Below are 13,291 nucleotides of genomic sequence, written 5' to 3'. Positions count from 1 at the left end.
GTCCGCGGCCGGTCCGGCGACGCTCAGGCCCTCGGGGTCGAGGTCGTCGGGCCGGCCGCCGTGGCTCGACCCGCGCTCCAGCCGTCGATGAGGTCCTGGAGCAGACGGATCCGGAGGTCGTCCGGTACGTCCGCGGGGAGGGAGGTGTAGTCGAGCTCGGCGCCGGCCGCCCGCTGCGCACGGCCCGCTTCGTACGCGCGCTTGCGCGCGAGCGCGGCGGCGGTGAACCCGGCGGCCCACGCGCTGTCGACGCCGGTCGGCGCCGGGACTGCGAGCGACGCCCGGTCGGTGACCTTGCACGCCGCGGTGACGCCCTCCCGGTACTTCCGCTCGTACTCGACCTTGCCGGCGTCGAAACCCTGCTGGAACACCGCCGAGTCGGGACCGGTGAAGACGGGCCAGGCGGTCTGGGGCGCGTTCGTCAGACCGAGCTCCCGCCCGCGCTGGAACGGCGTCGTCGACTCGGTCTCCTCGGTGCGCTTGCGCTTCTCGCGCCCCTGCGCCATCTCCCTGCGATCGTTCTCCCAGCGTGCCGGGGAGCCCGGCGCGAACGCGGTGGGGGAGGCTCCGGTCAGCGTGCCGTCGAAGTACTGCTCGTCCGCGCCCAGGCCTCCGAGGAACGCCCGGTTCGAACCGCCGAGGTAGTCGGCACGCGCCTCCAGCGCCTCCTTGGCCGCCGGGTCGGTCTCGAAGTGGGCGTCGTATGCCGCCCGGTCCTGCTCGGCGACCAGGCGATGGGTCAGCCGCCCGATCCGCTCGACGACGAACTGCTGCTCGAGCACGGGCAGGTGGAACTTCACGAACCACTCCCGGAGCGTGGCACCCCATCCCTTGCCGGCTGCCGTGCGGTTGATGACCGTGAAGGACGGCGACAGCGGGTTCGCGGCGAGGAAGTTCTTGCCGTAGTAAGGCGATGCCCTCAGCCAGTCCGTGATCGAGGTGTCGCTCTTGCCGAGCGCCCCGTTGCACTTGCGGCAGATCCGCACCAGGTTCTGCAGGTCGTTGGAGAACTCGTGCACGGCGGCGCCGGTCGCGGCCACCGTGCAGCCCGGCTGTCCGGGCTTCCCCTGGGTCATGAACCACGTGGAGAACTTCGGCGTCGCCTTCGCGACTGTCGTGTACAGCGCAGCGTCCACCTGCATCGCCTCGGCGAGGAGGTTCAGGTTCGCACGGAGGTCGCTGAACGCCTGCTGGTGGTCCACCTCGAAGCCCGTCGCCTCGACGACCCGCATGCAGCTCGGGCAGATCTGGGAGTAGCTGCCGTCGTCGTTGCGCCGCATCACCCGGTGGGTGAGGGCGTCCTCCATGAGGGCGAGGTTGACCGACCCGGTGGTCTGGCCCCCCGCGCCGGGCAGCGTGTTCGACACGGAGTGCCACGCGCCGTCGTCACGACCCGTCGTGGCGGCGGGCTGGGTGGCGAACCCGCGAGGCGTGCTGTACCGGGAGTCGTGCTGGGGGTCGGGGAGCGTGACCGAGGTGCCGAACGCGGCTGCCTTCGCCAGGCGGATCGACTGCGTGCGGTGCTGGATCGCGGTGTCGAGGGCCGTGGAGGGCGTGACCGCCATACGGGTGAGCGAGCCGACGAAGTCGCCGAGCTGCGTGTCGGTCAACCAGTCCACGAACGCCTGCGTCATCGCGGGGAGCGCGGCGGTCGCCTGCCGCTTCAGGTCGTCCAGCGTCGAGTACGTGACCGTCACGACGCTCGCGTCGGTGCTCGCCCAGTACGTGACGACGAGCCGGAGGGCCACCGACCAGGTGTCGACGCTCTTCGGCAGGTCGGCGGTGCCGACGGGCCTCGGGGCGCGCCGCTTCTTCGACGTCCCGGTCGGGGCCGGCTGCTGCTGCAGGGCCCGCTGCACCGGGGAACCGGCCGCCGTGCCGATGAGCAGGCGTGTCACGGCCTGGTTGCCCACGAGGCGCTGGAGCGCGGTGACGGCGTCCGGTCGCGCGCCGCTCGCGGGGGCCGCCCGCGGCTCGACCGCGGGATCGGCGACGCTTCCCGTCCGAGCCTGCACGGCAACCCCCGCAGTCGTGGCTCATCCGTCCTCCGGGAACGGTAGGCGGACCCGGCCGCCGTCCCGTTGCCCCATCGGGCGGCACCCTGGGTACGGTCCTCGGACCTGTTCTTCCCACGAACGAACGATCGTGCTAGAACTGGCGCATGGGCAAGGGTGACGAGACGCGGCAGGTGGTGATCGACCGTGCGGTCGAGATCGCCGGGCGCCTCGGCGTCGCGGGCCTGACCATCGGCTCGCTCGCGGCGGCCACGGAGATGTCGAAGAGCGGGCTGTTCGCGCACTTCCGGTCGAAGGAGGCGCTGCAGCTCGCGGTGCTGGCCCGGGCGCGCGAGAGCTTCGTCGACGAGGTCGTCCGCCCGGCGCTCGCGACGACGCGCGGTGAGCCGCGGGTGCGTGAGCTGTTCGAGCGGTGGCTCGCGACGTCGCAGGCCAGCGCGGCGGGGTGCCTGTTCGTCTCGGCGGCCACGGAGTTCGACGACGACCCCGGGGCGGTGCGCGACCAGCTCGTGCGCGACCACCGCGACCTCGTCGACTCGATCACGCAGATGTACCGCGCGGGGGTCCAGGAGGGGCAGTTCCGCGACCACCTGTCGCCCGAGCAGTTCGCGCACGACCTGTACGGCGTGATGCTCGGGCACTTCCACGCGCACCGGCTGCTGCGCGACCCGGACGCCGAGCGCCGTACGCGCGACGCCTTCGAGCGGCTGCTCGCCGGCCTCCGCACGGACGCCTGACGCCCGACCCGTCCCACCCCCCGAGCTCGAGGAGCGCACGATGACCATCACGGGATCTCAGAAAAGCACGACCGTTCGTTCGCATGTGCGCCTGCCGCGGGGTGTCCGGACGACGATCCGGCTGACCGACCGCGTCGCGCCCGCGCTCGTCGCCCGCGTCGCGCTCTACCTGTGGTGCCGACCCGCCGGCGCGCGTCGACCCGCACCGATCCCCGGCGGCACCCGGTGGACGCTGCCCGTCGGTGCCGGGCACGTCGTCGGCCAGACGTGGGGGAGCGGACCGCGCGTCTACCTCGTGCACGGCTGGGGCGGGCACCGCGGCCAGCTCGCCGCCTTCGTCGAGCCGCTCGTCGCCGCCGGGTACGAGGTCGTCGCGTTCGACGCCCTCAGCCACGGGGAGTCGGGTCCGGGGGCGTTCGGCCCACGGCAGTCGACGCTCCCCGAGATGGCGGAGACCCTCGCCTCCGTGGTGGCCGCGCACGGTGCGGCGCACGCCGTCGTCACGCACTCGTTCGGCGGCACGACGACGACCCTCGCGATCCTCGACGGCCTCACCGCGGCGCGCGTCGCCCTCGTCGCCCCCATGGCCGACCCCCTGCCGTACACGCGCGACCTCGCCGCGGTGCTCGGGTTCGGCGAACCGACCCGGCAGCGGTTCCTCGCGCTCATGGCACGACGGTCGGACCGGCCGCTCACCGACTTCGACGTCGCACGGGGCGTCGAGACCCACGACGGCCCGCTGCCCGTCGCGCTCGTCGTCCACGACACGCAGGACAAGGAGGCGCACCTCGCCGACGGCGAGCGTCTGGCCCGCTCGTGGCCGGGCGCGCGTCTCGTGACGACGACCGGCCTGGGCCACCGCCGGATCCTGCGCGACCCGGACGTGGTCGCGGAGGTCGTCGCCCACGTCACCGCCCCCTGAGTCCCGCCGCGTCCACGGCGCGGGCGGAGGAGGGGCGGGGGCTGCCAGACTCGGGCCGTCGGGCGGGCACGCCCGGCGAGTCCCGCGTCGACGAGGAGTGCGATGACCACCGACACGCCCGCGCCCCGGCACGCCGAGCAGCGCGTCGCCGACACGCTCCACCGGCTGCGGACCGACGTCGACCTGTGGGTCGCGACCGCCGACACCGCGGGGACGCCGTACCTCGTGCCGCTGTCGTTCCTCTGGGACGGCGACTCGATCCTCCTGTCGACCACGGCGGCGTCGCCGACGGCACGCAACCTCGTGGCGAGCGGGCGGGCCCGGATCGCGCTCGGGGCCACCCGCGACGTCGTGCTCGTCGACGCCGACGTCGAGGTGTCGGACACCGTGCCCGGCGAGGTCGGCGACGCGTTCGCCGCCGCGACGGGCTTCGACCCGCGCGCGGAACCGCAGGACTACCTCTGGTTCCGCGCCCGCCTCCGCACGGTGCAGGCGTGGCGCGAGGCGAACGAGCTCGCGGGCCGCACGCTCCTGCGCGACGGGTCCTGGCTCACGCACCCCTGACGGCGCACGTGCGCCGGGCGCCGTTCGACCGCCGGCCGCCGCTCGTCAGGCGGGGTCGGGGGTCGGGGTGGGCACGAGGATCTGCGGGCGGGGGACGGGCGGGCCGTAGCCGCGGCGACGGGCGCGCACGACCCGCACGACCAGGGCGGGGTGCAGCAGGGTGAGCGGCGACGCGACGAGGTGGTAGAGCCGTCCGAGGGCGAGCTGGGCGCGGGTGTCGCCGTGCGCGCCGAGCCGGTTGACCTCGCCGATCCACCGGCCCATGGCGCGGCGCGCGGGCGACGCGCGTCGTGCGGACGGCACGAAGTCGCGGTCGACGCCGGTCGCGATGTCCCACGGCAGGTCGGTGAGCCGGCGCAGCCGGCGGACGAGCGCGTGCGCGCCGCCGGGGCGGGTGAGGGTGCGTCGGCGGTCGGCCGTGCGGAGCGCGAGGGCCTCGAGCGCGGCCACGGTGACGCCCTGGCCGTAGACGGGGTTGAAGGCGCACAGGGCGTCGCCGACGACGAGGAGCCCGTCGGGCCAGTCGGGCAGCAGGTCGTAGCGGTGGCGCTGGTTGCCGGTCTGGCGGTGGACGGCGACGTCGCTCACGGCGCGGCCGGCGCCGGCGAGCTCGGCGATCGCGGGGTCGGGAAGGGTGTCGAGGAAGGCGAGCAGCGCGTCGGGGTCGCGCGGGGGTCGCTGGTCGCCGGCTCCGACGGCGCCGACGATCCAGCGGTCGCCCTCGACGGGGACCGCGATGCCGCCGGTGCCGCCCGGCTGGGTCTGCACGACGATCCCGGGCACGCCGACGCGGTCGTGCGGCAGGTCGACGACCCACGACGAGTAGCCGACGCGCGCGTCGAGGGTGTCGGTGCGGGCGGGGGAGACGCCGAGGTGCTCGAGCCAGGAGGGCAGGCGTGACGAGCGGCCGGTGGCGTCGACGACGAGGTCCGCGGGGAGCGGGTCGCCGTCGGCGACCTCGACGTCCCACGCGTGGGAGTCGGGTCCGCCGACGGGCGCGTGCGCGAGGCCGTCGACGCGCACGCCGGTCCGCAGGACGACCCCGGGGAGCGTGCGGACGTGCTGCCGCACGACGTGCTCGAACACGGGCCGGGTCACGGAGAGGATGTCGAGCTGCCGCACGCGGGCGGCCCAGCCGGCGGACGCGAGCCACGCGAGGTCGCCGGTGTCGATCACGACGGCGCCCGCGGCGACGAGGTCGGCGCGGGTCCCGGGCAGCAGCTCCTCGACGGCCTGCACGCCGCGGTGGAGGAACACGTGCGGCTGCGGGCTCTGCGGGACGCCCCGGCGCGGTCCGGGCGTGTCCGGGAGGTCGTCGCGCTCGACGAGCGTGACGGTCCGGCCGGGTCGCGCGAGCGCGGCGGCGGCCAGCAGCCCGGCGAGCCCGGCGCCCAGCACGACGACCTGACGCACGGGTCGGTGCGTCGCCGGCCGGGAGGACGACCGGACGTCGGGTGGGCGTCGTCGCACGTGGTCATGGTTCCGCGCGCCCGCGCGCCGTGACCAGGCCCGTCCCGCAGCGTGGGCGGCGGTCGGCGCGGGTGAGAAAACTACTCGCGAGTATCAAACGCCGGCGGACCCCCTCCTGGTCGGGTGTTGCTGCCCGGTACGGCAGCGCACCGGACGACCAGCAGGGGGGTGAACAGCAGATGACCATCGAGATCACGGAGGTCGAGGAGATCACCGCGACGCGGATCCACCTCGACCCGGAGGCCTACGTGTACGGCGCGGCCTGACGGACGCACCGAGGCCGGCCCGGCCCAGCGCCGGGCCGGCCTCCGCGCGTCACGGCCCGTCCCGACGGACGCGTCTCCGCGTCGACGCCCGGTCCCCGGGCCCGACGCTCCCGGCCGGGGCACCGCGACCTGCGGGTCCGGTGCCCCGGCCACCGCACTCCCGGCGCGCGACCGGCGCCGCGCGCACCGGCGGCCCGCACCGCCACCCCCCGACCCGAACGAGGACGTCATGGTTCCCCGACTCAAGTCGCTCACCTGCCTCGCCCACGACGGCGAGCTCGTCGTCAGCCTCGAAGACCCGCGTGCGGCTCGCCGACCCGGACGGTCGCGTCCTCGCGCTCCTGCGGCTGCTGCTCGACGGGACGCGCGACGTCCCGGCCCTCGCCGCCGCGCTCGACGAGCAGGGCCTGCACACCGACGCCGCCGACGTGGCCGGTGTCGTCGCGCAGCTCGACCGCCTCGGCTGGCTGGAGGACGCCGCCGCCCCGGAGACGTTCGACGCGCACGACCGCGAGCGCTACGCGAGCAACCTGTTCTGGTTCGACGCGTTCACGACGCTCGACGTCCCCCGCGAGGAGCCGCAGCGCCGCCTGCGCGACGCGCACGTGCTGGTCCTCGGTGCCGGGGGTCTGGGCTCGGCGACGCTGATGAGCCTCGCGGGGCTCGGGGTCGGGACGCTCACGGTCGTCGACCAGGACCTCGTCGAGCTGCGGAACTTCGCGCGGCAGTTCACGTACACCGAGGCGGAGGTCGGGCAGCCGAAGGCCGAGCGGGTCGCGGACTGGCTGCGGGCGTTCGACCCGTCGCTGCGCGTCACCGCCGAACGCCGCCGCGTCGAGTCGCAGGAGGACGTCGCGGACCTGCTGCGACGGTTCCGCCCGGACCTCGTCGTGCACGCGATCGACGACCCCGCCGAGATCGACCGGTGGGTCAACGGCGCGTGCGTCGCCGCGGGCGTGCCGCTCGTGCGCGGCGGGCTCGCGTACACGCAGGGCCTGTACTGGTCGGTCGACCCCGGGGTCAGCGCGTGCCAGGAGTGCCTGGTCCGGCACCGGGAGCGCCTCGCCGACGGCGTCGACCGGATCGCCCTGGAGTGGCCCCTCGTGCTGCGCCAGGAGCACCGCAACCGCGGGATCGGTCCCGTCGCGCAGGTGCTCGGCGGGCTCGTCGCGATGGAGGCGATGCGGTACCTGACCGGCCTGACCCCGCCCGCCGCGGCCGGCCGCTACCGTCTCGTCGACTTCGGCGGCGACTGCTCGACCCGCACCGACCCCTGGCCCGCGGACCCCGGCTGCCCGGTGTGCGCGACGGCGCCCGCGCGGGCCGCCGCGTCGGCGGCGTGAGGGCCGCGCGATGAGCACGGTCCCCGCGACGACGCAGCGCACCGCACCCGTGCCGACCTCGACGGCCGCGACGGCGGCAGCGGCCCCCGCCACGCCGCTCGACGCGCCCGACGCGCCCGACGCCGACCTCGTCGCCGCGACGTCCGTCCTGCGGCTGCACGACCTCACGACGACGCCGCAGGGTGACCGGGTCGTCGTCGGCCACCCCGCCACGGGCCGGTTCGTCGCGCTGCCGGAGGTCGGCGCCCGGGCCCTGGCGCTGCTGGCGGAGGGGCGGACGGTCGCCGACGTGGAGTCCGCGGTCACGCCGCCCGGCGCGAGCGAGCCGGTGGACGTGCTGTCGTTCGCCCGCTCGCTCGTCCGGCTCGGCTTCGTCGCGGCCGTCGACGAGGCGGCGGTCGCCGCCCCGGACCGGCACGACGGGGGACCGGCCGGGCGTGGCTGGGCGGTCGCGCCGCGCGTCCGCCTGCCGTGGCTGTTCGGCCGCACCGCCGGCGTGCTCGCGGCGCTGGCCGCCGTCGCGTCGCTCGTGCTCGTCGCGACCGTCCCCGGCGTGCGGCCCGACCCGCTCGACCTGTTCTTCCTGGCCAGCCCCGCGCAGAGCATCGCGGCCGTCGTGGTCGTCACGTACGTGCTCGCGGGCGTGCACGAGCTCGCGCACGTGCTGGCGGCGGCCGCCCTGGGGGTGCCGGCGCGGCTGCGCGTGACCAGGCGGACCTACTTCCTCACGTTCGAGACGAACCTGACGGGCCTGTGGGCGCTGCCGCCGCGCCGCCGCGTCGGGCCGCTGCTCGCGGGGATGGGCTTCGACGCGCTCGTGCTGTGCGCGGCGCTGGTGCTGCGTGCGGCCGCCGTCGGTCCGGACGCGTTCCTCGCGGCGGTCGTGATGATCGAGCTCACGGCGATCGTCGTGCAGCTGTTCGTCTTCCTGCGGTCCGACGTCTACGCGGTGATGACGGCGCTGCTCGGGTGCACGTCGCTCGACCGCACGACGCGCCTGCTGCTGCGCCGGTCGGTCCGCCGGCTGTCGCCGGAGCAGGCGGCGGCGCTCGCGGCGGCACCGGCACGGGACGTCGCGGTCGCCCGCTGGTACCGGTGGGTGCACGTCACGGGGTACGCGCTCGCGGCGGCGTTCTTCGTGCTGGTCTTCCTGCCGTCGACGTGGTTCATGCTGCGTTGGCTCGTCGAGTCGGTGGTCGTGCACGGGCCGGCGACGTGGGCCTTCTGGGAGGCGGTGCTGCTGGGCGTCGTCATCCTGTCGCCGCGCGCCGTGACGGGCCTGGTCGCGCTGCGCGACCTGCGGGACCGGCGCCGCGACGCGCGGGCGGGCCGGTCGCGCGTCACTCCGGCTGGGGTGCGTCCTGCTCGTCGGCGTGCGCGACGTGCCGCAGCTGCGACCAGATGAGCACGACGAAGATCGCGGAGCCGACGAACGCGAACCAGAACGGCGCGGTCACGCCGTAGTGCTGCGCGAGCACCCCGCCGATGCCGGCCCCGACGACGAGCCCGCCGAACACGCCGACGAGGTTGACGCTCGCGACGCGCCCTTGCAGCGCGGTCGGCACGGCCCGCTGCCGGATCGTCACGGACGTCGTGCCCCACACGAACGCGTGCGCTCCGAACACGAAGAACACGACCATCGCGAACCAGGCGGTCGTCGTCAGCGCGAGGGCGAGGTGCGTGAGCGTCTCGATGATGAGGCCGATCCGCATGAGGTTCGCGAGGCTGATCCGTGCGGTGAGCCAGCCGTAGCCGAACGTCCCGACGAGCCCTCCGACGGCCTGCACGGTGGTCACGAGCCCGAACCCGATCGCGCCGAGACCGAGCCGCTGCTGCGCGTAGAGGACGAGCACGGACCAGGCGGCGCCGAAGGTCACGTTGAAGATGAGGATCGTCAGGACGAGCGTGCGGACGGCCGCGTGGTGCAGCACCCAGCGGACGCCCTCGGCGATGTCGTGGACGAGGTGCGTCGGCTCGCGCTCGGTGTGCACGGGCGGCACCCGCAGGCGCGACACCATGAGTGCGCCCGCGGCGACGAGCACGGCCTCGGAGAAGAACGGGACGGCCTGGCCCGCGGCGAACAGCGCGGCGCCGATCGGCGGCCCGGCGAGCTGGTTGACGGTGACGAAGCCCGCCATGAGGCGCGAGTTGGCGAGGGCCAGGTCGTCGCGCCGCACGAGCATCGGCACGAGCGTCGAGGACGCGTTGTCGGCGAACGTCTCGGCGGTGCCGAGCAGGAACATCGCGACGAGGACCAGCGCGACGGGCGCCGCGTCGACCGCGACGGCCGTGGCGAGGAGCGCGAGGACGACGACCCGGACGAGGTTGACGCCGACGACGAGCCGACGCCGGTCGAGCCGGTCGGTCAGCGCGCCCGCCCAGAGGCCGAACAGCAGCGGCGGCAGCCACTGCAGGAGTGCCGCGAGGGCCACGACGAGCGCGTCGTCGGTGCGGGACGCGACGAGCAGGGGGCCGGCGGCGAGCACGATGCCGTCGCCGAGGTTCGTCGTCCACGACGAGGCGAGCAGCCACCGGAACCCGGTGCCGAGCCTGTGCGGGACGACGGACTCCACGATCCGCGACGGCACGCCGAGCACGGTAGCCCGGCGTGCCGCGTCGCTCCGAACGGATACGCCGGTCGCGGGAGCGTGCGGGCTCAGCCGACGACCGCGGCCTGCGGGACGGCGACGGGCACGCGCGGTGTCCGCACGCCCACGACCAGCAGGTACAGCATCAGGCCGACCTCGGCGACGGTCGCGGGCACGACGAGCAGCGTCTCGACGGCCTCGGGCAGGGCGGGCACGGCACCGACGACGACCGCCGACACGAGCCACGACGCGGAGCCTGCGGCGATCACGGGCGCCGCGACGCGCGGGAACATCCCGGACCGTGCGACCAGCAGTGCCGTCGGCGCCATCCAGAGGCAGAAGAACACCCCCGCGAACGTGTAGGCGTCGGCCTGCATGCGCAGGAGCAGCAGCGCGAGCCCGTCGGCGTCGCCCACCGCCGCGTGCACGGCGGGGTCGGTGACGACGAGCACGGCGCCGGCGTGGAACGTGAGCATCACGAGCGTCATCACGGCGGACAGCCACGTGCCGAGCACGACCATCGCGGCGGCGCGGGCGTGGACGTGCACCAGCAGCCGGTGCAGCAGGACGCCGAACAGCGCGAACGCGGTCGCGGCGAGCAGGTCGGCCGCGATCGCGACCCGCATCTCGGTGGCGTGCTCGGCGATCGCCGCGGCCGTCGCGGTGGCGCCGTCGCGGTCGAGCACCTGGGCCCGGGCGACGAGGTGCGCCCAGCCGCCGAGGACGGCGACGAGCAGGTAGAGCAGACCCGCGAGGCGGGCGGTGCGCTTCGGTGTCATGACGGTCTCCTTCGGGCGTGCTCGTCCGGCACCCCGACCCGGTGGGTCACGAGGCGCTGAGGGTGAGCGGGAGCGGTGGGTGCGGGGTCAGGCGTCCGCGTCGTCGGGGTACTGGAACACCTCGTCGAGCGGGACCCCGAGCTCCCGCGCGATCTGGAAGGCCATCTCGAGGGTCGGCGAGTACCGGCCCTGCTCGATGGCGATGACGGTCTGGCGGGTCACGCCGATCCGTCGGGCGAGCTCGGCCTGCGTCATCTCGTCGCGGGCGAAGCGCAGGGCGCGGATGCGGTTGGTGACGCGCGTGCTACCCAACGAAGGCTCCGCGGTAGGCCCGGAGCTGGGCGACGGCACCCCACGTGGTGCCGATCGCACCGAGGAGGAACAGCGTGCTGCCGATCCAGAACCAGTCGACCTCGAGCATCGCGAGCGCGAGGACGGCGACCGCTCCGACGGCGGTGGCGACGAGCGCGATGCGGTCGCCGTAGCGCTCGATCTGCGTGTCCCGGACGTCCTGGGACGTGTCGTGGTCGCGCGTGACGAGGGCCAGGAGGATCGCGCCGACGATGCTCGCGACGAGGGTGAAGCCCATCGCCCAGAGCATCGGGCCGGCCCAGGCGACGTCGGCGACGGGCTCGCGCAGGGCGCGCGGCACGACGACGACCAGGTAGCCGAGGGTGCCGAGCGGCACGGTGACCGCGGTGGTCCACGCGGTGCGCTCGCCGTAGGTCAGCGGGACGTGCTCGTCGTCGGGTGCCATGGCGTCTCCGGGGTGGAGGGACGGGAGTTCGGACACCACGAATGTATGGCAGACACGACACCGTGTCTAGTTTGCTTTACATCCCGGTGGCGTCCCGGGGCGGCGTGAAGGTCAGCGGAGCGCGGCCAGCAGCTCGGGGTCGTCCATGCCCGGGAGCGCGTAGCCCGTCGCGTCGTCCCACGGCACCTGCTCACCGTCGACCCGCACCGACCACCACGCGTCGGGCACCGCGCGCCGCAGCTCCGTGAGCGTCCCGCACCAGTGCACGAGCGTCGTGAGGGCGTGCAGCGGGTGCACCGGGAGCTCCGTCCGACCACGCAGGACGACGGCCTCCGGGAGGTCGGCGTCCGGGGCGAGCCGGGGGGCGTCGGCGCGCAGCCCGGCGTTCGCGCGCTCGACGATGCCGGCGACCGCGGACTCCTCGTCGGGGTCGAGGGGCGTCGGGCGCTCGGCGATGTACTGGAGGGTGACGGCCACGGCCGCACAACCTACTGCCTGGTACCGCCCGGTTGTGACGGTTCGACCGGAAACGGCCGGTTCGACGCCGGACCGTGACCCGCGAGGCCCGGCACGGTCCGCGTCGCGCCTGGACACGCGTCCGGGTGTGACGAAGATGGTCCGAACGGCCCAGGCCGGAGGCGTCCACATGATGGGACGATGGAGGGGCCGGTGACCCCGGCGACCCCGATCCCCCGGGCGCCCGCGAGGCGCCCCGCGCACTCACGAGGAGCGTCCCCGATGGCCACCGACACCCTGCCCGGACCCGTCACCGCGCGTCCCGACGAGCCGATGGGCCAGCGCGTCCGCGCGCTCGTCGACACCGTCCGCTGGGCGCCCGCCCCCCGGTTCGAGGGGACCGCGGCGAACCGCTGGCGCTACGTCGCCTACCTCGGCGGCAGCATGCTCGCGTGGACCGTCGTGGGTCTCGCCGTGACCGCCGGCCTCGGCCGCGCGTTCGGCCTCGCCTGACCTCCCCGGGTCCCGCCCGCGGGCGCGCGTTGCTCCGGTCGGGCGAATCGGACGGCGAACCCTCAAGTCGGGCATATCGCCGCCGATAGCGTGCGCGCCGTGCCCGTCGCCGTCGCAGCCGCCCCCGTCCTCCCGGCCGCGCGTCCCGTCGAGCCCGGCGCCACGCCGCCCCGGGCCGGGACCGCGCGCGAGCGGCGGCGCGGACGCCGGTGGCCGGGCGGTGCGCCGGCGCAGGCCGCGCGGAGCGCACGTCGACGGCTCCACACCGCGCTCGGTCCGCGGGTCATGCGTGTCGTGGTCCTCACCGCGGCGACGGCCGCGCTGGTCCCCGTGCTCGTCGTCGCGCTCCGCCCGGCGACGGCCCCGGCGCTCGCGTCCACGGGCGCGGTGCTCGGCCTCGGAGCCGTCACGGACCTCGGGCCGGCAGCCGGTGCGCTGGTCGCGGTCGTCGCCTGGGCCGTGGGGACGGCGGTCGGCGTCCCCGCCGGCACGGTCGTGGCCTGGCTCGCGCTGCGGCCCGTCGTGGCGCGCGACCGGCGTCGGCTCCGGGCCGCGCTCGACGGCGCGAGCGTCGTGCAGGGCGTCGGCATCCGCCCCGGGTACGGGCGCAGCCGTGCGGTCGAGCTCGCGGACGGGTCGGTCGTCACGATCACCCGGCTCGTGGGCCGTGACGACCGCGGCCGCCAGGTCGGCTTCACGCGGTCGGGCGGGATCGACGGCGTCGGCCGGGCCGCGGCTGCGATGGCGCTGACCGCGCACCAGCAGGCCGTCGGCGAGCAGCCGTGGTTCCCATCGCTCGTCGACGGGCGCCGCCCGCAGCGCTGGGGCACGTTCGGCACGACCCCCTGACGACCCCCTGACGAGCGCGGCGAGCGGCGGGT

At 75.4% G+C, this 13,291-nt stretch carries 15 protein-coding genes; 8 read left to right on the top strand and 7 right to left on the bottom strand.

Annotation, left to right across the window (positions count from 1 at the left end; genetic code table 11):
• Positions 1-23: 23 nt before the first annotated feature.
• The gene (locus OOT42_RS18595; RefSeq protein WP_273652638.1) at positions 24-2,015 is read right to left on the bottom strand and encodes a hypothetical protein; all 1,992 of its coding nucleotides are present in this window, start codon (positions 2,013-2,015) and stop codon (positions 24-26) included.
• A gap of 146 nt (positions 2,016-2,161) precedes the next feature.
• On the opposite strand from OOT42_RS18595, the gene OOT42_RS18590 reads away from it, so the two are divergent.
• The 3 genes from OOT42_RS18590 to OOT42_RS18580 all read left to right on the top strand — a co-directional run bounded on the left by OOT42_RS18590 (position 2,162) and on the right by OOT42_RS18580 (position 4,238).
• On the top strand, positions 2,162-2,752 hold the full coding sequence (locus tag OOT42_RS18590; protein WP_273652637.1) for a TetR/AcrR family transcriptional regulator: 591 nt from the start codon (positions 2,162-2,164) through the stop codon (positions 2,750-2,752).
• Positions 2,753-2,837: 85 nt separating this feature from the next.
• The gene (locus OOT42_RS18585; protein WP_273652636.1) at positions 2,838-3,674 is read left to right on the top strand and encodes an alpha/beta fold hydrolase; all 837 of its coding nucleotides are present in this window, start codon (positions 2,838-2,840) and stop codon (positions 3,672-3,674) included.
• Positions 3,675-3,776: 102 nt separating this feature from the next.
• A complete protein-coding gene (locus OOT42_RS18580) occupies positions 3,777-4,238 on the top strand; it encodes a pyridoxamine 5'-phosphate oxidase family protein (RefSeq protein ID WP_273652635.1) in 462 nt (153 codons plus the stop codon).
• A 45-nt stretch (positions 4,239-4,283) separates the two neighbouring features.
• On the opposite strand, the gene OOT42_RS18575 is transcribed toward OOT42_RS18580, so the two are convergent.
• The gene (locus OOT42_RS18575; RefSeq protein ID WP_273652634.1) at positions 4,284-5,651 is read right to left on the bottom strand and encodes an NAD(P)/FAD-dependent oxidoreductase; all 1,368 of its coding nucleotides are present in this window, start codon (positions 5,649-5,651) and stop codon (positions 4,284-4,286) included.
• 128 nt (positions 5,652-5,779) lie between these two features.
• On the opposite strand from OOT42_RS18575, the gene OOT42_RS18570 reads away from it, so the two are divergent.
• From OOT42_RS18570 to OOT42_RS18560, 3 genes are all read left to right on the top strand, one after another.
• Entirely contained in the window at positions 5,780-5,974 is a 195-nt protein-coding gene (locus tag OOT42_RS18570) for a hypothetical protein (RefSeq protein ID WP_273652633.1), read from the top strand.
• 302 nt (positions 5,975-6,276) lie between these two features.
• Positions 6,277-7,317, top strand: a complete 1,041-nt coding sequence (locus OOT42_RS18565; RefSeq protein ID WP_273652632.1) for a HesA/MoeB/ThiF family protein — start codon at positions 6,277-6,279, stop codon at positions 7,315-7,317.
• Between the two features lie 10 nt (positions 7,318-7,327).
• Complete coding sequence (locus OOT42_RS18560) at positions 7,328-8,722, top strand: hypothetical protein (RefSeq protein WP_273652631.1); 1,395 nt, start codon at positions 7,328-7,330, stop codon at positions 8,720-8,722.
• Here the strand turns inward: OOT42_RS18560 and OOT42_RS18555 are convergent.
• The 5 genes from OOT42_RS18555 to OOT42_RS18535 form a co-directional block, all read right to left on the bottom strand.
• The gene (locus OOT42_RS18555) at positions 8,658-9,914 is read right to left on the bottom strand and encodes an MFS transporter (RefSeq protein ID WP_273652630.1); all 1,257 of its coding nucleotides are present in this window, start codon (positions 9,912-9,914) and stop codon (positions 8,658-8,660) included. The genes OOT42_RS18560 and OOT42_RS18555 overlap by 65 nt on opposite strands.
• Before the next feature lie 59 nt (positions 9,915-9,973).
• Complete coding sequence (locus OOT42_RS18550; protein ID WP_273652629.1) at positions 9,974-10,684, bottom strand: DUF4386 domain-containing protein; 711 nt, start codon at positions 10,682-10,684, stop codon at positions 9,974-9,976.
• A gap of 87 nt (positions 10,685-10,771) precedes the next feature.
• Positions 10,772-10,939, bottom strand: coding sequence for a helix-turn-helix transcriptional regulator (locus OOT42_RS18545; protein ID WP_423776024.1), 168 nt, complete (start codon positions 10,937-10,939; stop codon positions 10,772-10,774).
• A 49-nt stretch (positions 10,940-10,988) separates the two neighbouring features.
• Complete coding sequence (locus OOT42_RS18540; protein ID WP_273652627.1) at positions 10,989-11,441, bottom strand: hypothetical protein; 453 nt, start codon at positions 11,439-11,441, stop codon at positions 10,989-10,991.
• A 111-nt stretch (positions 11,442-11,552) separates the two neighbouring features.
• On the bottom strand, positions 11,553-11,918 hold the full coding sequence (locus OOT42_RS18535) for a hypothetical protein (RefSeq protein ID WP_273652626.1): 366 nt from the start codon (positions 11,916-11,918) through the stop codon (positions 11,553-11,555).
• 261 nt (positions 11,919-12,179) lie between these two features.
• Here OOT42_RS18535 and OOT42_RS18530 point away from each other — a divergent pair, with 261 nt between their 5' ends.
• Together OOT42_RS18530 and OOT42_RS18525 are read left to right on the top strand one after the other, a co-directional pair.
• The gene (locus tag OOT42_RS18530) at positions 12,180-12,410 is read left to right on the top strand and encodes a chemotaxis protein CheW (RefSeq protein ID WP_273652625.1); all 231 of its coding nucleotides are present in this window, start codon (positions 12,180-12,182) and stop codon (positions 12,408-12,410) included.
• A 99-nt stretch (positions 12,411-12,509) separates the two neighbouring features.
• On the top strand, positions 12,510-13,259 hold the full coding sequence (locus tag OOT42_RS18525) for a hypothetical protein (protein ID WP_273652624.1): 750 nt from the start codon (positions 12,510-12,512) through the stop codon (positions 13,257-13,259).
• Positions 13,260-13,291 lie beyond the last annotated feature (32 nt).

Origin of the sequence: Cellulomonas fimi, from assembly GCF_028583725.1 — a bacterium.
In the GTDB taxonomy this organism is placed as follows: domain Bacteria; phylum Actinomycetota; class Actinomycetes; order Actinomycetales; family Cellulomonadaceae; genus Cellulomonas; species Cellulomonas fimi_B.
The sequence above is the reverse complement of the archived record's forward strand: the minus strand, read 5'-3'. Positions and strand labels throughout refer to the sequence as shown.